Below are 22,030 nucleotides of genomic sequence, written 5' to 3'. Positions count from 1 at the left end.
TCATACCTATTTTCACTTTGATGCAGGCAATCATATGTGGCTTAGGTGTGAATTGGTCGATAGCTGGTACAAGTTTGCAAAATAGTGTTAAAGCCGCTCTACTCTTTCTTGCCTGGTTTGCATCTTCTGATACGCTTAGTGTATTCGGAGTGAAAAATGCTAAGAGTCAGAAAATTGATGGAGAAATACGGTAATCCATTGGAGTGGACTGCCGGAACGAGAGCTGCCTTGCTGTTAGGTTTAACGCTGGCAGTGCATACGCAGTATTTTTTATGGGCTTATTATCAGCTATCTCCTTTGGCTCCAGAGGCCAACCAGAATTATGTTAACATTGCGTTTTTGAATCAGCACAAGATTTACCTGAACAGCATATTGCTGCTGTCTATCCTGCTATTTGTATTGGTGTTATTGCTGCGCAGGCGTTTCCCCAACAGCGAGTTCCATGAATATATCGCAACCCAGTATTTTTCTTTTACGTTGCTCTATTGTGCTTATGCCGTTGGCACTATGTCTGTGGCTACCGGCGTTGTGCTGGCAGGCGCGCCGGTAGTGGGTTTTATTCTTTTTAATCGCAGAGCGGTGATACTGGCGTTTACGATATCGGTTATTGGGCAGTGGGTTGTTTCCTATAGCTCTACGTTTGGCGATATGCCTTACGCGCCGGTGGTTAAAAACCTACAGGAGGCAGACGGGGCGCTCAGTCACTTTTGGCTATATACAATGTATTATTTTGCGGCACCTCATCTTATTGTTATTACCGTTTTTGCCTATCATGTGTTGAGCCGGTGGCGGCAGCGAGAAGATGAAATCAGGCAATTAAGTTTAACTGATCCGCTCACCCACCTGAGCAACCGAAGAAGTGTACTGTCTAGCCTTAGTCTTGAGCATGAACGAAGTCGAAGGCATGGGGCGTCGTTCTCAATATTGTTGGTGGATTTAGATCACTTTAAACGTATAAATGACTCATGGGGACATCCCGCCGGTGATCAGGTTCTGGTTGAGACAGCGAAGACACTGAAAAACAGTGTTCGACAGAATGATCATGTTGGGCGTTATGGTGGTGAAGAGTTTTTGGTTATTCTACCGGGCACAGATACAGAGGGTGCTTATCAGCTTGCAGAGCGTTGCAGGGAGCAGTTGGAGCGCATGAAAATTCTCACGGCTGACGGGTCAATGTTAAGAATAACTGCCAGTATGGGGCTGTTTTGTAATGAGCTCCTGAGTTCTGCCTCGACAGAAAAAATGCTGCACTATGCTGATGAGGCTCTCTATAAAGCTAAAGAGGGTGGCCGAAACCGAGTGGTTAAGTTCCTGCAAGAAGAACTTGATACCTGAGCCTGACTTGCCTTTTTCTGAAGGTGAGGGTGATAAAAAGCTAGACCTCTGTGTTTAGGGGTTATTATCATGGTGTATGCGAGCTACTTTCCAACGTCTTGACCATATACTCATCCAATATGCCAATATATGGCGTATATCTCCTTTCTCTACCCCAAAACCATCTTGGTTAAATAGTCATCCAGCCCTTACTCAGTGGCTGCTGGCATTATCAGATGATGATGTTGATCGATTGCAAGGTAATGATGATCTGTTGTGTCAGCAGGTCGGGGATTACCTACCCGTCGCTCAAGAAATTCATTCGCTTATCCAGGTTCCTTCTTGCCAACAAAAACAACTAACCGGAAGAACTTATGCATGGCAACGCGATGTTCCGGGCCGCAAGGCAGAGCAAATTGAAGCGTTTGCCGCTGCGACAGGGAAGATTACAAGCCCGCTTATAGAGTGGTGTTCTGGTAAGTTGCATTTGGGGCGATACTTGGCAGAACAGTTTAAAGTGCCGGTGCTGGGTTTAGAAATTAACGCCAATTTGGTGCAGCAAGCAAATCAGCTGGCCTGCCGAATGCACAGTGATGCCCGGGTGGAGCAGTGTGATGTATTAGATCCTAATGTTGTACAAAAGCTGAATGCACACCAGCACGTCATCGCTTTACATGCTTGTGGCGGCTTGCATGCAAGTTTGTTGCAAGGTGGTGTGGAAAAACAGGTGAAACGTATAACGCTTGCGCCGTGCTGCTATCACCGCTTTAACCAAACTTCAGTATATAACCCCTTGTCTAAAGCGGCTAAAAGTAGTGAGTTGATACTTGATAGTGATGACTTGAGAACGGCTGTTCGACAGAGTAATACTGCGCCAGAAAGGGAGCGAATTAAAAGAAAGAGGCTGCAAATGTGGCGGCTAGGCTTTGATTTGCTCCAGCGGGATATAAGAGGGATTGATGGGTATTTGCCCGTTCCGTCGTTATCTGTAAAGCTGCTGGACGGCGACTTCCGGCAGTTCTGTGAGCATGTTTCACATCTTAAAGAACTCTGTCTTCCAGGTGGGTTGCGCTTTAATGACTATGAAGTCGCTGGTGAAAAGCGATTCTTTGAATACTCTCGCTATGAGCTGGTGCGAATGACGTTTAGACGGGCGCTGGAATTATGGCTGGTATTGGATCGTGTTATGTATCTAGAGGAGCATGGTTATCGTTGTGAGCTGACTCAGTTCTGCCCGACAGACTTAACGCCGCGGAATTTTCTTATTGATGCTGTGTATACAGCCTGACGGTTTGTACAACAAGGTATTGGCGCTAATTTGCTGTTGTTTAACCTCCCTCCCGGTTGACTGATCGGGAGAGAGGTTAAGGTATTTTAATGTCCGTATACATCCATTGTTGCAGTGAATTTCAGGTCGGTGATGTATAAAGATCCAATGCTGTTGGCGCCTATCTTGATGTCTTCAACATCCATATCAGCGGAGAAGTCAATAACATCAACCATTAGCCCTTTGTTGCTTGCGCCCATGGCTACAGTAGCTTGGGCAAAGTTGCCATTCGGGGTTCCTGATGGGCGACTGTTATCCATCGTAAAATTGCCAATAGATACATTCATGAACGGTATATCCATTGAACCGCTGTCAACAGCAAAGAACGCGTTTGCCCAGAGGTTAGATGTATCTTCGCTGATTACAATATCAATAGGGCCTAGGCGGCCAGATAGAGCTAAATTAGATAGCAATACGGTGTTGGTGCTTGCATCGCCTGCATATTTTTGGCTTGGCGCGTAGTTGGATGTTTCGAGAGAAACTTCGGCAATGCCTAAGCCGAAATCTACGTTTTGTACATCTCCGTCAGTGGCGCCTATATGTATTACCAAGTCGCCATCACCGATACCTGTGATACCGTTTGTTGTTTCAAGTGCAGCTATATCTGTAGCATCTCCAGCGACATCAACAGTGATTGTCAGATTGTCAAGAGCTCCACCACTTGCACCACCAAGATAAATGTCCCGCGCTGCTATAAAACCGCCGTCTTTGTATGCGATTTCACCCATACTGACTTCTGCTGTTAAGTCAATCGATATGCCTGACTGACCTGTTACCTGGCTCATCATGGCGTCGTTCATTGCTTTGTATTCGGCTTGAGCGCTTGTAGCTACTGCTGTTATTGCAGAGGCTAAGGCTATTTTTTTCAGACCTTTCATGTTGTATTCCCTAATATATTTTTATGTGTTTTATTTAGTGCTGCGTTCTCTTTTTGTTCTTGTTTTAGGGACTAAAATGGTCGTTTCTATCTAAAGTAACTCCCGTGCGCGATTATGCATATTTTGGTACTGCTGTTCTGTGACTGGTATCATGTTTGGGTTTTGTCTGTTGCGCTATGTAATGATTGGTTATTTATTTTAAGCGTAATAATAGTGTCTATAATTGACTGCTATATTCTCTATATAGTTTCTTGTCTTTCCTCTCTTGGCGTAACCCTTTCTAAGGCATTGTATAAGTAGCTCTAAATACATCACATGTAATATATTGTAATTATTACATGTGATGTATTGACGAGATTACATGTAACAACTATAGTGGATGTATGAATAGAAAATCATCTGCACATTATCAACGAGAATTTAGGCGACGCTTGCGCGAGCAAGGGTTGGTTAAAAAAGAAGTATGGATAAGGCCTGAAAATGCCAAGCGCTTGGCTGCGGTAGAAAAGCAACTGCGCAATCCAGAAGTATCAACATGGATAAATGTAGGAGAGGTTATGGCGAATAACACAAATGAATCTACAGGTTTATGGACAACAGAATCCCTTTATCAGGCGCTAGAAAAAGAGGCATTGTTTGCAACTGGTAGCGCTTCGGTTGAGTTAATAGAAGGCGTAGAACCCTCAATTTACATCGAGATGAAAGAGTACGGAGATTTGCCTGTTTTCCTGACGGTTTCAGGGGAGCAGATTATAGTGGAGGCGGTATTGTGGCCTCAATCTGTGGTGACTGATGTGGAAGGTTTTAACGATGCCATACTGCGCACCCATAAGTACTTCCCGCTTTCAACCATTAGTCTTGATAGCATGCAGCGAAGCGAAAGTGATTATCACGTTGAGGATTACTATCATATGTTTGGCGCGCTGAGTTCCAGTTCGTTGATCTCGAATGTGGTGTTTGAAATTGATGTGTTGGCTAACAACGTCATTCAGGCGACCGAGGCGTATAGCGAATTTTTGAATTTTGATGCTGATCAGTCTGTTGCATAGATTTGTGTCTGTAATCAAATTCAGAGCCGATTAAAACGAGGTATATACAATGAATATTTGGGCAAAAATGATGACTGCTCTGCGAGGCGGAGTGAATGAGGCTGGTGAGGCGGTTGTCGATAGTCAGGCGTTGCGTATTCTTGACCAGGAAGTGCGCGATGCATCCGAAGAGTTAAAGCAATCAAAAGATAGCCTGGTTGCTATTATCGCGAGGCAAAAAGTCGCAGAAGAAAAAGTCTCAAAGCTAAAGAGTGATGTTAAAGAGTATGAAGGTTATGCCCTTCAGGCGTTGGAAAAAGGTGATGATACGCTCGCCCATGAAGTCGCAGAAAAAATCGCCGATTTTGAGAATCAGCTGGCGTCTGAAAAGGCTGCGGCGGCTGGCTTTGCAGAAAATGCAGACAAACTTAAAGCGGCTATTAAGGTGGCAGAAGGTAATATTAAACGTTTGAAGCAGCAAGTTGACACGGTTAAAGCCACCGATAGTGTGCAACGCGCACAGAAAACAGTGGCAGACCGTCACTCAGGTTCAAACTCTAAAATGCGCACTGCGATGGATTCACTGGAGCGGATTAAAGAAAAGCAAGCCCTTAACGCCGCTAAGATGAATGCAGCCAGTGAGCTAAGTGCTGAAACATCAGAAAGTTCGCTGCAGGAAAAGCTGCAGCAGGCGGGTATTCGGTCCGGCGAAAAACAGGCCGATGATATATTGGCCAGGTTAAAGAAAACCAAGTAATTGATTACATAAGCATTTAAATAAAGGAATTTTTTATGAGTGAAAGCCGTGATTACCTTGAAATGACATTTCAATCCATCAACTGTTTTGCTGATGATGGCAAGCTAGATGCGGAAGAGCTTAGCAAAATATTTGCAATCGCCCAGCGGGATGGTGTTGTTGATGACAATGAAAAAAGAGTGTTGACAAATATCATTTCAAAGGTGAAGCCTGAAGAGTTGGATCAGGATATGCTCGAGATTATGAACAGCATTAAACGTGAAATAACGGCGTAATCCGTCAGTGGGTGTAGCAGAAATATAATGAAAGAAGTCGTTAAGTGTTAGGGGGTAAACGATGTTTGCAATATTGCTGAGTGAGAAAATGGATCCGTTCTATCAGAACATTGCGTCGTTTCCTACGGCATTTTTCACCTTCTTTTTGGTTATTTGTTTACTTTACTGGCTGGTTGCAGTGCTGGGTTTTGTTGATCTGGATGTGCTGGACTTTGATATTCCTGACGTCGATGGTGAGCTGGGTGTAAACCAAACAGACTTGAGTACGCCCGACATGCTGGCGGGTTTAATGCTTAAGCTAGGGTTATACGGTGTGCCGGTGACGATAATCGTTTCATTTATTGCCTTGTTTGGCTGGTTTATCTGTTACTTTATCGTCCATTTTTTCTTTGGGTTAGTACCTGATGGCCTTTTGCGATATTTAGCAGGTCTTCCCGTTCTCTTGGGGACGCTTTATGTGGCAGTTATGCTAACAGCTCTGGTTATTAAGCCGATCCGTCCACTGTTCAAAAAAACGAGCCAGAATATTGTGAAAGAAGTGCTAGGTCAGACGGCTATTGTTAGAACGTCTAAGGTAAATAACAGTTTTGGTGAAGTGTTCCTTGCCGATGGTGGTGCAGGGCTCATATTTAAGGCGCGGTCTACCGGAGACGAAGTCTTCAACAAAGGGGATCGAGTGGTGTTGTTGGAATACATGGAGGTTGAGAATGTTTATCGCGTTATATCAGAAAAGGAGTTTTTGAATTGAAGGGAGATTTACCTTAATCCCTAGATGTCACCCCGCCTTCGCGAGGATGACAACATAAGCATCGACTATTACTGAATTAGATTCAATTTTATCAATTACCGTCATATAAAAATTAAGTAAATGGAGTAATTTACATGGCTGATTTGTCTGTCTTAATGCCTATAGCCATAGGCATCGGTGTATTTTTCGCAATCCTGATGGGGCTTGCCGCACTCTTCAAAGCGTTCTATATCAAAGTCGCGCAGGGAACGGCGTTAATCGTTAACGACATGAGTTCCAAGCCCAAGGTTCACTTTACCGGTGCACTGGTTTATCCGATTATTTACAAAAAAGAATTGATGAAAATCTCGCTGATCACCCTTGAGGTTGATCGTCGGGGCAAAGATGGCCTGATCTGCCTTGATAACATGCGAGCAGACATTACGGTAGCCTTCTATTTACGCGTTAATGAAACTGCAGATGATGTATTGCGTGTCGCCAAGTCGATAGGTGCCGACAGAGCGTCTGATAAAGATGCGGTTTATGACCTGTTTGCTGCTAAGTTCTCAGAAGCGTTGAAGACAGTAGGTAAACAAATTGAGTTTGTGCAGCTGTTTGAAAATCGCCTTCAATTCCGTGAAAAAATCATTGAAGTGATCGGTGATGACCTGAACGGCTACGTGCTGGAAGATGTTGCGATTGATTATCTGGAACAAACGCCTAAATCTGCGCTTGATGCCAATAACATTCTTGATTCAGAAGGTATTAAGAAGATTACTGAACTAACGGCTAACCAGAATGTTATCACCAATGATCTTGAGCAAAACGAAGCGCTGGCGATTAAGAAAAAGAATGTAGAAACCCGCGAAGCGATGCTGGAACTGGAGCGTCAACAGGCCGATGCCGAGGCCAAACAAGAGCGTGAAGTGGCCACTATTCGAGCACGGGAAGAGGCAGAGACACTCAAAATTCAAGAAGAAGAACGCAAGAAGTCGGAAGCGACCCGTATTCAGGTCGAGCAGGATCTTGCAGTGCAAACTGAAAACCAGCAGCGTGAAATTGAAGTGGCTGAACAGAATCGCCAGCGTGCTGTAGCCATTGAGCAAGAGAAGGTTATTCGGGCAAGGGATCTTGAAATCGTTGCCCGCGAGCGTGAAGTTGAGTTACAGAAAATAGAAGCTGAAAAAGCGGTGGAAGTTGAGAAGAAAGAGATCGCGAACGTTATCCGCGAACGAGTCGTGGTTGATAAAACAGTTGCTATCGAAGAAGAGCGTATTAAAGAAGTACGCGAAGTGTCTGAAGCAGATCGGGCCAAGCAGGTTCAAGTGTTAGCGGCAGAAGCACAGGCAGACGAAGAGAAAGTTAAGCAGGTTAAGGCGGCTGAAGCAGAAGAGCAGTCGGCCAAGTTCAAGGCGTCAGAGATCACCACTATGGCGCAGGCAAATCTTGAAGCATCAGCAAAAGAAGCCGATGCGAAGAAGAAACTGGCAGAAGGTATTCAGGCTGAAGAAGCGGCACTTGGTTTGGCTGAGGCTAAGGTACAGGAAGCGAAGGCGGATGCCCTTGAGAAGGAAGGCTTTGCAGAAGCCGCTGTTGTGGCCGCGAAAGGTGAAGCAGAAGGTAAAGCACTGCGTGAAACCGGTTTGGCGGATGCCGAAGTGATTGCCGCCAAAGGCAGCTCTGAAGCCAAAGCGACTAAAGAAGTGGGTATGGCGAGTGCAGACGTTACCCGCGAGCAGTTTAAAGCTGAGGCAGATGGCCTGGTAGAGAAGTTTGATGCTATGGGAGGAATGAGCGATAAGGCGCGAGACCACGAAGAGTTCCGCATGAGCCTTGAAACCGCCTTTAAAGAAGCGATTGCCTCTATCGAAGCGGGTAAAGATATCGCTAAAGATAACGCAGACGTACTGTCTACGGCGCTACAAAAAGCGAAAATCGATATTGTCGGTGGCGAAGAGCACTTCTTTGATACCTTCGCCAAGTCACTGTCATTAGGTAAGGCGATTGATGGTCTATCTACCAAGAGCAGCACGGTTAACGCCTTGCTTGCAAAAGTGATGGATGGTCAGGGAAAAGGTTCGGCTGTTAAAGAAGAGAGTTAAGTATTCGCAATATTCATCTCAAAGCCAAGTAGCTTAACCACATGTCATCCCCGCGAAGGCGGGGATCCGTAGCTCTCTCTAGTGTCAGTTTCGCGTAGGCGAGGAGAATAGAGCTCTGAATGATGGATTCCCGCCTTCGCGGGAATGACGGCTGTATCTTTATGGATATTGTCCGGCCTTTAAGCTTTGATGTACTTCTCTGGTGGGCACGCCCACCCTACGTGAAAGGATCGAAAGATGGTGCAGCAGAACCAGTCTACCGGTGATAGCAATGTAGAAAACGCAGTGGCTTCCGGTGGTGCCTATGAAGTCATTCGTAAGCGTCTTTCCGAGCAAGGAAAAACGCTCAATCAACTCACCCGCACGTTAAACCAGTCCAGACTTGAAGAGTTCGGCAGCTCGGATATGAGTGTCGTTTCACGAGTGCGTGTTCGAACTGAAAACAATAGCATCGCCCGCGATATGGTTCAGGTTGGCGACTACCTGTTGTTTGGCTATAACGTTTTTCTCGGTCTTAAAAAAGAGACCAAAATTGAAGATGTATTCTCTCTATTTCGTCTTAAAAAAGAAGGCGATAGTTCGTCTGAACAGGGTTACGATTTAGAACCTGCTGATGCGGGTTCCAGCTTTCTGTCTCAACCCTCGTTTGTCAGCGATTTTGAAGAGTTATATCGTTATTACAAGCACACCCGCCTGGTTGAGCTGAGCGTTAAAAATGGCAAGCTGCTGGCGGGTTTTCAAATTGGTGAACGGTTAGAAGACCTCCGTGTTTTCCGCTGGTCTGTCTCGGCAGATGGAAAAGAGGTTAAGTATATCGATAGCCGTGGTGAGCGTGATATACAGCTGCCGCCTGCTTATGATTTTGAGTGGGTTGGCACCAGCCGCGAAGACTCGGTTCATGGTCGTCACCCGCATATTAATATCCTCGATAAAGTGTTTGTTGAGACAGTGGGTGGTGATCTGACCATCAAGATTGAAAACAATACTGAAGATGGGTTAGGCATCTACCGGGAGCCGGTCGAAGACGAAACCCAGTCTCTGGATGATGCTGAATACTTTTACGCCGAACTGGGTGGCTTAATCTTGCTAAAGATAAAGCCGTATCGGGAAGAAAACTGGCGGTATCTAATTTTTAATACGCTGACTGAAGAGGTCTTGAGAATAGACGCTATGGGTCAGTCTTGTGTGCAGTTGCCGGAAGATCATGGGGTTATATTCCCGGGTGGGTATTATTTGCAGACCGGCGAATACAAAACCTTTGAGCAGGATAGTGTTAATAGCGAAAGTGGCGGCTTAAAATTTAAACGAATGATTCGTTCGCCCAATGGCGAAGATGTTCTGTACGTATTCTATGAGCCAGAAGAAGGTGTTGTCGGGTTATTTGCCTACAACCTTATTAGTAAAGAGCTGCAGAACCCGATTTATTGTCACGGCTATGCGCTGTCTGAAGATGGCAAACTGGTGGTATTTTCGGCGGAAAGCGAACCCACGCGTATTCACCCGATGCAAATTTGGCAGACGCCCTTTGTGAGCCAGGAGTTCGCTAGCAAAGCAGACGTTAGCCAGTCATTTTTTGGCCGCATTGGTAATGCCGCACTGGTCAGAGGTGTTTCAGACCTTTATAGCATTTGTCGCCTGATTGATAATCAGTCTGTTTCATCCCGAACCTATGAAGAGCTCAGCAAGTCGGCCGCCAAGATATTTGATTCCCACTACTGGATTCCTGATTACAAACCACTAGATCAGGCATCAGAACAGCCGTCTATTGAATCGCTGCTAAAAGAGATCACCCAGACCTCTGAACTGGTCATTGATGAATTTGAAAAAGTAGAAAGCATTCGGCGTCAGTCACAGCAGTCAATGGCTGAGGCAGAAGCCGCTCAAGACGACATTCTGCTCTCTATTCGTCCGGAAAACTGGGAGATCGCTGAAGAGTATGTTGAGGCGCTTGACCGGTTGCGGCACCAGCGTGGTCACTTGGCGACCATTAAAGAGCTTCGTTATATAGATCTTGAGCGTATTGACGAGTTAGACCAACAGCTGGTTGATTCGCAGGCTCAGCTGAGCGAACAAACGGTTACGTTCCTCTCTAATGAAGAGGCATTGACCCCCTATCTGGCAAAGATTGATGATCTGAATAAACAGGTCGACCAAGCTGAAACGATTGCCTCGCTCACGCCACTGATTGAAACCATTGAGTCTACCGCTGCCGGTTTAGACCTACTGTCTGAGCTGATGGCGACCCTCAAAGTTGATGATGCCACGGTTCGTACTCGCATTATCGATTCAATTTCAGAGGTCTATTCAAAGCTTAACCAAAGCAAAGCGGCTGCGCGTCATAAGCAGAAGAGCTTAGGGTCAGAAGAGGCGATTGCCCAGTTCGGCGCACAATTTAAACTATTTTCGCAAAGCATTACCAACGCACTGGGAATGGCGAATACGCCTGAGCGATGTGACGAGCAGCTTTCCCGCTTGTTGGTGCAGTTAGAAGAGCTGGAAAGCCAGTTTAGTGAATATGATCAATTCCTCTCGGATATTATGGCCAAGCGAGAGGAGGTTTATGAATCGTTTGAATCTCACAAGCAGCAGTTGTTAGATGAGCGGCAGCGTAAAGCCCAGTCGGTTACCGATGCCGCAGATCGGATACTGGCGAGCATTGAGCGCCGTTCGTTAAAGTTTACGGAAGCGGATGAGCTGAACACGTATTTTGCCTCTGATGCGCTGGTACTCAAAACGCGAGAAATGGTCGAGCGCCTTCGGGAGCTGGATAGCGCAGTAAAAGCGGATGATGTGGAGTCGCGGTTTAAGTCGATTAAAGAGCAGGCATTGCGCTCGCTCAGAGATAAGACCGACATCTATGAAGAGGGCGGCAAGGTTATAAAACTGGGGCCTCGTCACAAATTCAGTGTCAATACCCAAGAGCTTGATCTGACCATTGTGCCTCGTAACGGTGAGTTGAATGTTCACCTCACCGGGACTGACTTTTTTGAAACGCTGACACGACCAGAACTCACCGCGCTGCGCCCCTACTGGGATATGACGCAAGAGTCTGAAACGCCGACCGTCTACCGGTCTGAGTATCTGGCTGCACTGATGCTGCAAGCAGCAGACAAGGGGGAGCATGACCTGACCAATGAGGCGCTGCATGAAGCGTTGTTAGATAAAGATGCTTTGCTCAAACTGGTCAGAACCTTCGCAACGCCAAGGTATAAAGAGGGCTACGAAAAAGGTATTCATGACCATGATGCGATGTTGCTGTTACAGCAACTGATACCGGCTATGGATAGCGCTGAGCTGTTAATCTTTGACCCGCTGTGTCGCGGATTGGCACAAGTATTTTGGGCGAATACGATTCACGCAGACCGAAATGCAGACGCCGTATTATTGGGCATTAAACAGAAAGCCGAAACCTGGCATGAGCGAGCTCAGTCTGCGGCTCATATGCTAACCATCTTTAATAATGAGCGGGCCAACCAGCTACTGATTAAAGAAGTGGCCAATGCTATCGGCTTGTTTATAGAACGTTACCCTATCGATGTCTCTGCTAGAGATATTGAGCGAGCCGCAGAGTATCTGGTGGCAGAGCTGGGCCGTGAGCGCTTTGATTTTGTATCGAGCAAATATGCTCAATCGTTAGTGGATGAACTCAAGCGCACTCTTGATGATGCATCATGGCGCAAGTATCAGACCTCGCTGGAAAAGCTCAAAGGGCAGGTGGCAGAGCGGTGGAACCTGAGTGCCTCATGGCTTATTGCGTTGGTTGAAGGCAAGGGGCTTGACCATTTGGTGCGTTATATTCCTGAAGCCATTGCCTTGGTGAATGCTGATGGCCGGGTAGAGCGTCGAGCAACCGAGGTCGATGTCGAGCTGACCGTAACGGGGTTATTGGGTGACCACCCGCGCATTGAAAACCAGCAGATATCCTTTGCTTTGGATGAGTTTTTCCAACGTCTGGATGACCATCAGCAACGTGTGGTAAAGGGGTATCATGACTACCTCGCATTGCGCCAGTCAATTATCGAAGAAGAGCGTGAAGCGCTAAGGCTTGAGACCTTTAAACCCAAGCCATTAAGCTCTTTTGTGCGTAACCGTTTAATCAATGAATCTTATCTGCCGTTGATTGGAGACAACCTGGCCAAGCAGATGGGCACCGTTGGTGAGAGCAAACGTTCTGACCTGATGGGGGTATTGATGATGATTTCCCCTCCTGGCTACGGTAAAACCACGCTGATGGAGTACGTCGCCAGCCGGTTAGGGTTGATCTTTATGAAGATCAACTGCCCGTCTTTGGGCCATGATGTATTGTCGCTCGACCCAGGGCAAGCACCCAATGCAACTGCCAGACAAGAGTTGGAGAAGCTTAATCTGGGGCTGGAAATGGGCAACAACGTGATGCTCTATCTGGATGATATTCAGCATACCGACCCGGAGTTTCTACAGAAGTTTATCTCGCTCTGTGACGGAACTCGCCGTATCGAAGGTATCTGGAAAGGTAAAACCAAGACCTATGATATGCGCGGCAAAAAATTCTGTGTGGTGATGGCGGGTAACCCGTATACGGAATCCGGCGAAGCTTTTAAAGTGCCCGACATGCTGGCTAACCGTGCGGATATTTATAACCTGGGTGATATTTTAGGCGGGATGGAAGAGCAGTTCGCGCTGAGTTATATCGAAAACAGTTTGACCTCAAACCCTGTGTTGGCACCGCTTGCAACCCGAGAAATGGAAGACATCTATAAGCTGGTCAGGCTCGCCCAAGGTGAAAGCGTAGCAACCACTGACTTGAGCCATCAATACAGTGGCGCTGAAGTGAACGAAATTACCGGGGTATTGAAGAAATTATTTGTCATTCAAGAGATTATTCTCAAGATTAATCAGCAATATATCGCCTCCGCAGCGCAGGATGATACCTACCGAACCGAACCCTCGTTCAAGCTCCAAGGTAGTTATCGGAACATGAACAAGATGGCTGAAAAAGTCTCTTCGGTGATGAATGACGACGAACTGATGCAGATGATCTCTGACCACTACCTTGGCGAGTCACAGCTGCTCACCAGTGGTGCTGAAGAGAACTTGCTTAAACTGGCAGAGCTTCGTGGCAATATGAGCGATGAAGAGCAACAGCGCTGGCAGCAGATTAAGAAAGACTTTTTACGTAACAAAGCCATGGGGGGGGATGATGCCGATGTTGGTGGCAAGGTGATTGCCCAGCTGGTTGATCTGGTTGACGGTGTTAAGCAGTTAGGTCATACCGCAGAAAGTGTCGCTGCGAGTAATCAGGCGAAGTCGGACAGTAAACGCAGTGAGCCGGTTGCGACCCAGCAGCTGGATGTAATCAATGGTTCACTGAGTCGAATAGGCGATCTGCTGGCAGCGGGCTACAAGGCCATGCAGACTCAAAAGCCTGTGGAGGAAAAAACGCAACCCGTTCCGAATGTTGAGGTTATTAACCAGCCGGTGCCTGGCTTGGATAAAGTACTGCGGGTATTGGCAAACACAATGGAGAACAGTATTTTCCCGTTGGTGAGAACGATGGATAAGAAGATTGATATTGATCTTCGAACCCACGACAAAATGGCTGAAATATCAACTCAACTCAGGCAGCTGGAGTCAGAACTTTCACGTGGTTCCAAGCAAGGTTCGGGTAGTGTGGCGTCTGATCACAAAGGAGCAACTGAGTGATCCGAGCCTTCTGGCAGCGCGTTAGGATCGTATTAACGGTTTGCGGGGTGCTCAGTTTGGTTCATGTGGCGAATATGGCTTTGGGAGGGCAGTTAAACCAGTTTGGGATTTTCCCCCGTGAAACTGCAAGTCTGCCTCACATATACAGTTCGCCACTGTTGCATGGCAACCTTAGCCACCTGATCAATAATTTGATCGGGTTGGCCATTTTCAGTTGGCTCTGCCTGCTAAGAACCATACGGCTCTATGTGTGGAGTAGTTTTTTTATAGTCACACTCACCGGCATTCTGGTCTGGCTGCTGGGTCGACCCGCCATGCATATTGGTGCTAGCGGGTGGATTTTTGGTTTATGGAGCTTGAGTATCGCGCTGGCATGGTTTGATCGTCGGCCATTGAATATTCTGATCGCATTCGTCGTGGTATTTCTTTATGGCAGTATGATTTATGGCGTGCTGCCACAAGATGCGGCCATTTCATTTGAAGCGCACCTGTTTGGCGCAATATCAGGGGTTATAGCGGCTTGGTTATCCACTTTTAAAATTTTTAAGAGAAAATTGTCCAGGAGATAAATGATGCATTGTCCTCAGTGTAAAGGGTATCGTCTTGAGCCCAAGCAGCTCGAAAATGGTTTAATTGCGGCAGGTTGCAGTAGCTGTGATGGCGCACTTCTTTCGCTTATGAACTACCGCTTTTGGTCAGAGAATCAGCCAGCGGATACTGAAGAAAAAGCATCTTTAGACACGGTTGGCGAGTTGGCAGAAGGCAAAGAAAAAGCTCAGGTTTGCCCTAAATGCGCGCGAATCATGACGAAGTTTAAAATTGGCTTGGCCAGCGCGAATAAACTTGATTTGTGCACCCATTGTGATGAAGCATGGCTCGACAAAGGCGAGTGGCGCTTGCTCAAGCAGTTAGAGCTGCACGGAAAGTTACCTCAAATATTCACCGATGCCTGGCAGAGAGAGATAAGAATAGAGCGCATGCAAAACCTCGTTAAACAGCGCTATGTGGATATGATCGGTGAAGAAGACTTTGAGAAGGTAGATATGTTCAAGCAATGGTTGAACAAACACCCGGATAGAGAAGAGATCAAACAATATTTGATTACATCCTATGAATAATTTCTGAATGAGTAACCCAAGATGCGACATAAGGATTTGGAAGCCCAGCTACGTGAAACGCTGGAAGATATAAAGTTAAGCAGCGATGAAAAGGTGGAGCTAAGGAAACTGGCTCCTTCCTTGTCAAAAGACGAGCGCCGTTTTCTGAGAAACAAAGGGTTTGACCTCGCGCGCGCGAGTATTGATGCGGATGCCAGCCAAACCTTTAAAGTGCTTAAATGGCTGGAGCAGGTGGTTAAGACGCTGGACAGCGGAGCACTCGAAAACGCGGTTGAAAGCTCCGCTCACTTTAGCCCAGGCGACGAGTGCCGACGTAAAATTATCGACTTGTGCCATCAGGCCAAGCAATCAATTGATATCTGCGTGTTTACGATATCTGATGACAGCTTGAGTGAAGCAATTTACAAGGCTCATCAGCGGGGTATCAAGGTCAGAATCATTACCGACAATGATAAGTCTGACGACTTAGGCAGTGATGTGGACGACCTTGCGGCGAAAGGGGTGAACATTCGAATGGATCAAAGCCCCAACCATATGCATCATAAGTTTGCCGTGTTTGATCAGGCGATCTTGCTCAATGGCAGCTTCAACTGGACTCGCAGTGCCTCTCGCTATAATCAGGAGAATGTTGTGGTCAGCGGTGAAGTTGCCATTGTTGACGCGTTTCAGCGTAAATTTGAGGCGCTTTGGTCGCTGTTTGGCTAATGCCGGGCAGCGCTTATCTAGCGCTGTGCGATACCTGAGTTGCGCTCCACGATTTTGCCACCGGCAATCACCATTGATATCTTCCGGGTGTTATTAATATCCTCCCGGAAGTCGCCATCCAGCATAACCAAATCCGCTTTTGCCCCTTCAGTGATGTACCCAAGGCCGGGTGTCAGATTAAGTTTTTCCAAGTGCCTGCCCGGCAGATATGTCGCCGCTGCGACGGCTTCCTCAGGTGTAAATCCGCATTTTTCAACCAATAATCTGATTTCATCGTGTAATGATGACCCCGCAATGTTCGCAACGTTGGGTGAGTCTGATGCGGCGAGTATGTTGATGCCCGCCGCTTTCATGCGCCGAACATTATCAAATTTTAACTCATTGAATACGTTAACCTCGTGCGCATAGTTTTGAACATTGGCATCCAGGTCTTTTAATTCCAGGTCAGATGGCGGATTGTCATATGCGTCTAAAATGTCCGTTTCAAGAATCTCTTTGTCCATTTTGCCGAAAGTCAGCTTTTGCTGGAATATTCGATCCATCTGGTTAAACACTATCAATGTGGGAGCCACAGTAACGTTGGCGGCTTTCATTCTGGTGATGGTCTGATCAGAGATACTGGAGCGATAAACTCCGTGTACGAAATAGTCTATTCCTGCATCAAGCGCGGTTATCATGTCTGCCTCCGAGCCGACATGTGCACCGACTTTAAGGCCGACACTCTCCGAGTGTTTAACGGCAATAGCGGCTTCTTCTGAAGATAAGGAGGGAATGCCTAAAGGAATCTGGTCGATGACCACTTTGGTAAGCGAAGCGCCTTTAGCTTTGTATTCATCAATATATTCGGGAATGTCCTTATTACTATCTACAGAGCCTACTAACTGGCTTACTGCAAAGCTGGATGCAGGCCAAAAGAATGACTTTTTCATCATAAAAGAAGGGTGTCCATCCCGTTTGCTGATCATCGGGCCAGCATAAAAAACTCTCGGGTTGACTTTATCTTCTTCGGTGACTCGTTTGACTGATTTTTGGATGTCGTTAATGGGCGCGCCCATATCAAAAACAGTGGTAACACCAGAGTACAGGAATGCAGACAGGTTGCGATCAACCAGCGTGTCGTTAGGCACTCTCATTTTCCAGGTGGGGGTGCCTGGCGAGTGGGTATGCACATGCATATCAATAAGCCCAGGCATAACCATTTTACCTTGGGCATCAATAACCTCTGCGCCAGGGAGGATGATCTCTTGCTGGCTTATCTTTTCTATCTGTCCATTGCGAATCAGGATGCTTTGGCCTTTACTCACTGGCTCATCAGCATTACCGTTAAACAGCACTGTATTGCTAATGATAATGGCCGTTGGAGCGTCCCCTTTAATGGCAAGTGGAGGGGCGGAAGAAAATAGGCTGCAACCACCTGTCAGCAGGGCGCAAAACGTTAATAGAAGCCGCGTATAGAGTCTAAAGGAAGAGTGTAATCTCAAAGTCATGACGTGCACCCTGCTACATATTTGTCTGGAGGTGTATGTTGTAACCAAAATGTCGACAGAGATTAATGCAACAGTGGGTGATTAATCAAAATTATTTTTAATATACGCCTAGACGGTCTTAATCGTTGCGTAATTATGGTTAACTATCTCTAAGGTTAACTATATCGGTGTGTAATGGCATATAAAGGATTGTCTGGGCACTCGTACAACAACGGGAATGAGTATCTATTCCCCGGTACGGTACATGATGTTGGAGAACAGTTTTGATCGATTCGAAAAACCGGGACGGTGATAAGCTCGTAGCGGCAGCGATTCAACTGGAAGCAACCACGGGTGGCGTCAGCGCAAATCTTGAGCGGCTAGAGCCTCTTTGTCATGAGGCAATTTCTAAAGGCGCACAGCTGATCGCGTTACCCGAGTTCTTTACCTCTAGAGTCGCTTTTGAACAGGATGCTTATAAAGCTGTATTGCCTCCTGATAATGAGGCAGTGGATTTTCTTAAGTCAATGGCGGCCCGTCACGGTTGCAGCATTGGCGGCTCTATGCTGATTGCCGAGGCGGGCAATATCTATAACCGTTACCACTTTGTTGAACCTGAAGGCACCATACATCACCATGACAAAGACCTCCCAACCATGTGGGAGAACGCATTTTACGCACCGGGTGATGACTCTGGTGTTTTCGATACCGGTATGGGCGGTGTCGGCGCAGCGGTTTGCTGGGAGTTGATTCGTACACAGACCCTTCGACGACTGGCGGGCAAAATAGATGTTGCGATGACGGGGTCCCACTGGTGGACCCTGCCCGACAACTGGGGCAGACTGACTAGCCAGGCATTTTCTGCTATTGGCCAATATAACCGTTATTTGTCTGAAAATGCACCGTTGGAGCTAGCCAGGCACCTTGGCGTGCCCGTTATACATGCATCACATTGCGGCCAATTTAGCACCGATTTTATGTTGCTTCCGGGGGTGCCAAAAACGCTGCCATACAGCACCGAGTTTGTCGGTTGTACGCAGATTGTTGATGCACATGGTCATATTTTGGCATATCGGCAGGCGCAAGAAGGCCCCGGAGTGATCATGGCAGAAATATCCCCTGGCGCAGTTGAGCCGCGTCTTGAAACACCCAATAGGTTTTGGTTACCAGGGTTGCCGTTTGCGATGAAACTTTATTGGCATCAGCAAAATCTATGTGGCAGGTCTTACTATCGTCGCAAAGGCCGGGGGATGGGCTTACACAATGCTGTGCAGAATACGTAAAAACAAACAAGCAGAGAGCTGACCAATGAAAGGACTTTCAGAAACCGAAATATACGCATTTGCCTCTCCAATATGGGAGAACATGAACGAGTGCTCGAACAAAATAGATTATGAAGGGTTTAGTCGCGACTTCTCAGCTGATTTAAAGGAATTTGTTATTGATACCAAAGATTGACCGCAAATTGATACCATAGTTTGTCCGTTCGGATGAATTAGTTCAGCTCAGAACAGGTTTATAACCATTTCAAAATCAAACAGCCATGCTTTGATCAAACTGGCCCACCAACCCCTTTAAACTTGTCTACAAATAACGCGATTTTTTGGAAGACACTCTGCTTCTTAGTTTTGTATTGAGGGTTCAGTGGGCTCATTTTGGGGAGAGCCTCATTAAGCGCCGTACCATTTTCACTGGCATATTCGCGCTTCAAAGATGCTGAGATATAACGCTTAGCCGCATCTTCATTAAGACCTTCGGACTCAATCAACTCCTTAGCCTCTCTTCGCTGTTCTGCCTGGGCAAAAGTAAAGAAGGCATCAATAATGCTGGCCTTATCACCAATATCATCGAGATTGGTTTGATTAATAAAGTCTACGATCAAGCTCTCTTTGGCACGGTTGCCAAGGCTTGCTCGAATCAGGCGGCGGACTTCTTCAATGAGTTCAGCTTTGCTCTTGTTCTTTTTGTTGTGCTCAAAAATCAGTTCTAAAATGTAATCGAGATTGATCTCTTGGGACTTCAACAAATCGACTTCAAAAACCACATCATCCCAGTCGATGGTGGACTTTTCCTTTTCGTCCGCTGATTTCTGTCGGCGCTGCCAATCGCGCACATCGTTGTACGTCGAGCGATAGTCTTGAATCTTACGCTCGGCGGGAAGACGTATGGCCTGCAACTCAGCCAGCTTTTCATCATCCAAGTAATGCTCAGCCTTAAACGCTTCAACGGCTTCTTCGTCGCTCATGTCGACGCTTTGAAGGGCTTTCAGGGTGGCAAACTCATCATAGTTTTGCAGCACGTTTTCTACCCGCAGGTACTCTCCGAAAAGCTTGGCAAAGTCCTTCTTGTCGGACTCTTTTTCGATAGCTGAGGGATCAGGGAAGCGCTGTTCTAACTCGGTCACTACATCCATAAAGCCCCGCCGCGCTTCACCTGTCACCACATCAGTAAAACCTTCCATGTATTCCTTGTAGCTTTTCTCTAGCACTACATTCTTGGTGTTCTTGTCTCCAAACAGGGTAATGGCATCTACCGTGGCTCTTTCTAGCTCCCGAAAGGTGACAATATTGCCGAAAGTTTTGGTAGCATCGTAAATGCGGTTAGTGCGCGAAAAGGCCTGCATCAACCCGTGGTAACGCAGGTTCTTATCCACAAATAAGGTATTAAGTGTCGGCGCATCGAACCCGGTTAAGAACATGCCTACCACGATCAATAAGTCGATCTCTTTGGCTTTAACCCGTTTCGCCAAATCACGGTAATAGTTTTGGAAGCCATTACTATCGACACTGAAGTTGGTTTTAAAGAAGGCGTTGTAATCGCCTATTGCCGCATTTAAAAACTCCTTAGCGCTACTATTCATCGCTGAGACATCAAAGCTCTCATCCAAGATATCTCCCACTGCGTCCTGCTCTTCGTTCGCAGCAAAAGAAAAAATGGTGGCGATTTTCAGAGGCTTGTCTGAGTCTTTTTGCAGTTGGTTGAGGGATTCATAATACAACTTAGCCGCATTTACACTGCTCACGGCAAACATGGCATTAAAGCCCTTAGCATTCGACTGTAATCGGTGTGTCTTCTGGCGGAAGTTTTTCAGAACATACTGGGAGATTTCGCGAATACGTTCTGGGTGCAATAAGGCCTGTTTGTTTTCAAGCGCACTGAGTTTCTTCTCATCTTGCTCTGTTTCAATAGCCTTAAACTGTGCTCGCACATCGTTATAGTCCACCTTGAACTTAAGCACCTTTTCATCGCGGATCGCATCGGTGATTACGTAAGAATGCAGCTCTCGACCGAACACGCTAGCAGTGGTTTCTGCACCTAGCGCGTTTTGTGGAAAGATCGGAGTACCTGTAAAACCAAACTGATAGAACCGTTTGAATTTCTTGTTTAAGTTTTTCTGAGCTTCACCAAACTGGCTGCGGTGGCACTCATCAAAGATGAACACTACCTGTTTGTTGTAGATCGGTAAATCACCCTCGCTCTTCATCAGGTTATTGAGCTTTTGAATGGTGGTGACGACGATCTTATTATCATCTTTATCCAAATTGCGCTTTAAGCCAGCGGTACTGTCTGAGCCATTTACGCTATCAGGCGAAAAGCGTTGGTACTCCTTCATGGTCTGGTAGTCGAGGTCTTTTCTGTCGACTACAAAAAACACTTTGTCGACAAACTCCAGATCCGTAGCCAAACGTGCGGCTTTAAAGCTGGTTAAGGTTTTACCTGAGCCAGTGGTATGCCAGATAAAACCACCGCTTTCTGGGCGGCTCCAGTTTTTCGCTTCAAATGAGCTTTTCACCTTCCACAAAATACGCTCAGTGGCGGCAATCTGGTAGGGGCGCATCACCAGCAAGGTGTTGCTGACATCAAACACCGAGTAATGCAGTAACACGTTGAGCAGGGTGTTTTTCTGGAAGAAAGTGGCGGTAAAGTCTTTTAAGTCCTTGATAAGACCGTTATCGGCCTTCGCCCAGTTCATGGTGAAGTCGAAGCTGTTTTTATTGCGTTGGGTGGTATTGGCAAAGTAGCGGCTGTCGGTGCCGTTGGAGATCACAAACAACTGCAAATATTTGTAGAGGGAGTTTTCGCTGTTAAAGCTTTCTTTGCTGTAGCGATGCACCTGATTAAAGGCTTCACGAATAGCGACACCGCGCTTCTTAAGCTCGATTTGCACCAACGGCAAACCATTCACCAGAATGGTCACATCATACCGGTTGGCATGGCTGCCGGTTTGCTCGAATTGTTTGATTACCTGTACCTTGTTACGGGCAATGTTCTTTTTATCAACCAGGTAAATGTTTTTAATGCTGCCATCGTCAAACACGAAGTCGTGAATATAGTCATCGTGAATCTTGCGGGTTTTATCCAGGATGGTGTCGCTGGGCTTATCCAGATAGGTTTCAACAAAGCGCTTCCACTCACCCTCTAAAAATTCAACGCTGTTGAGGGTTTGCAGTTGAGCCCGCACATTGGCCAGCATGGCCTCGGGCTTGTTTAAACCCGGTAAATATTCATAGCCTTGATTCACCAAGTCCTGAATCAGCTCCCGCTCTAAGGCATCTTCACTCTGATAGCTCTCAGCCACTTTCCAATCCTGGTTATATTTATCGAGTACGATAAAGTTCCTGGATTCAGCAATGGTTTTATACTCGGTCAT

General features: G+C 46.6%; 16 protein-coding genes. 13 read left to right on the top strand and 3 right to left on the bottom strand.

The features are described 5' to 3' along the window. The first annotated feature begins 156 nt into the window (after window positions 1-156). Both MY523_RS17760 and MY523_RS17755 read left to right on the top strand, forming a co-directional pair. Window positions 157-1,335: a GGDEF domain-containing protein gene (locus tag MY523_RS17760; RefSeq protein WP_250656018.1), complete on the top strand. Its 1,179-nt coding sequence runs from the start codon at window positions 157-159 to the stop codon at window positions 1,333-1,335. A gap of 76 nt (window positions 1,336-1,411) precedes the next feature. Beyond that, on the top strand, window positions 1,412-2,602 hold the full coding sequence (locus tag MY523_RS17755; protein ID WP_250656017.1) for a methyltransferase: 1,191 nt from the start codon (window positions 1,412-1,414) through the stop codon (window positions 2,600-2,602). 86 nt (window positions 2,603-2,688) lie between these two features. On the opposite strand, the gene MY523_RS17750 is transcribed toward MY523_RS17755, so the two are convergent. Next, window positions 2,689-3,519 (bottom strand): DUF6160 family protein, encoded by an 831-nt coding sequence (locus MY523_RS17750; protein WP_250656016.1) that lies wholly within the window; start codon window positions 3,517-3,519, stop codon window positions 2,689-2,691. Window positions 3,520-3,902: 383 nt separating this feature from the next. Here MY523_RS17750 and bacA point away from each other — a divergent pair, with 383 nt between their 5' ends. The 9 genes from bacA (at window position 3,903) to MY523_RS17705 (ending at window position 15,913) form a co-directional block, all read left to right on the top strand. After that, window positions 3,903-4,568 carry a biofilm formation regulator BacA gene (gene bacA, locus MY523_RS17745; RefSeq protein WP_250656015.1) on the top strand — a complete coding sequence of 222 codons (666 nt, stop codon included), beginning with the start codon at window positions 3,903-3,905 and terminating at the stop codon, window positions 4,566-4,568. A gap of 49 nt (window positions 4,569-4,617) precedes the next feature. After that, a complete protein-coding gene (locus MY523_RS17740; protein WP_250656014.1) occupies window positions 4,618-5,304 on the top strand; it encodes a PspA/IM30 family protein in 687 nt (228 codons plus the stop codon). Between the two features lie 35 nt (window positions 5,305-5,339). Further along, on the top strand, window positions 5,340-5,579 hold the full coding sequence (locus MY523_RS17735) for a hypothetical protein (RefSeq protein ID WP_250656013.1): 240 nt from the start codon (window positions 5,340-5,342) through the stop codon (window positions 5,577-5,579). Between the two features lie 61 nt (window positions 5,580-5,640). Further along, the gene (locus MY523_RS17730) at window positions 5,641-6,327 is read left to right on the top strand and encodes a hypothetical protein (protein WP_250656012.1); all 687 of its coding nucleotides are present in this window, start codon (window positions 5,641-5,643) and stop codon (window positions 6,325-6,327) included. 134 nt (window positions 6,328-6,461) lie between these two features. Then, on the top strand, window positions 6,462-8,408 hold the full coding sequence (locus MY523_RS17725) for a flotillin family protein (protein ID WP_250656011.1): 1,947 nt from the start codon (window positions 6,462-6,464) through the stop codon (window positions 8,406-8,408). Between the two features lie 237 nt (window positions 8,409-8,645). Next, complete coding sequence (locus MY523_RS17720) at window positions 8,646-14,090, top strand: DNA repair ATPase (RefSeq protein WP_250656010.1); 5,445 nt, start codon at window positions 8,646-8,648, stop codon at window positions 14,088-14,090. After that, window positions 14,087-14,659 (top strand): rhomboid family intramembrane serine protease, encoded by a 573-nt coding sequence (locus MY523_RS17715; RefSeq protein ID WP_250656009.1) that lies wholly within the window; start codon window positions 14,087-14,089, stop codon window positions 14,657-14,659. The genes MY523_RS17720 and MY523_RS17715 overlap by 4 nt, the downstream gene beginning before the upstream one ends. Continuing rightward, complete coding sequence (locus tag MY523_RS17710) at window positions 14,660-15,208, top strand: TFIIB-type zinc ribbon-containing protein (RefSeq protein WP_250656008.1); 549 nt, start codon at window positions 14,660-14,662, stop codon at window positions 15,206-15,208. A 21-nt stretch (window positions 15,209-15,229) separates the two neighbouring features. Continuing rightward, window positions 15,230-15,913, top strand: coding sequence for a phospholipase D-like domain-containing protein (locus MY523_RS17705; RefSeq protein WP_250656007.1), 684 nt, complete (start codon window positions 15,230-15,232; stop codon window positions 15,911-15,913). 17 nt (window positions 15,914-15,930) lie between these two features. On the opposite strand, the gene MY523_RS17700 is transcribed toward MY523_RS17705, so the two are convergent. Beyond that, a complete protein-coding gene (locus MY523_RS17700) occupies window positions 15,931-17,400 on the bottom strand; it encodes an amidohydrolase family protein (RefSeq protein ID WP_250656006.1) in 1,470 nt (489 codons plus the stop codon). 263 nt (window positions 17,401-17,663) lie between these two features. Here MY523_RS17700 and MY523_RS17695 point away from each other — a divergent pair, with 263 nt between their 5' ends. After that, window positions 17,664-18,662, top strand: coding sequence for a carbon-nitrogen hydrolase family protein (locus tag MY523_RS17695; protein WP_250656005.1), 999 nt, complete (start codon window positions 17,664-17,666; stop codon window positions 18,660-18,662). Between the two features lie 25 nt (window positions 18,663-18,687). Further along, window positions 18,688-18,837 (top strand): hypothetical protein, encoded by a 150-nt coding sequence (locus tag MY523_RS17690; RefSeq protein WP_250656004.1) that lies wholly within the window; start codon window positions 18,688-18,690, stop codon window positions 18,835-18,837. A 94-nt stretch (window positions 18,838-18,931) separates the two neighbouring features. Here the strand turns inward: MY523_RS17690 and MY523_RS17685 are convergent, their stop codons facing one another. Continuing rightward, window positions 18,932-22,030: an HsdR family type I site-specific deoxyribonuclease gene (locus tag MY523_RS17685; protein WP_250656003.1), complete on the bottom strand. Its 3,099-nt coding sequence runs from the start codon at window positions 22,028-22,030 to the stop codon at window positions 18,932-18,934.

Source organism: Alkalimarinus coralli, from assembly GCF_023650515.1.
GTDB classification, from domain to species: Bacteria; Pseudomonadota; Gammaproteobacteria; order Pseudomonadales; family Oleiphilaceae; genus Alkalimarinus; species Alkalimarinus coralli.
This window is presented reverse-complemented; position numbering and strand designations above follow the sequence as displayed.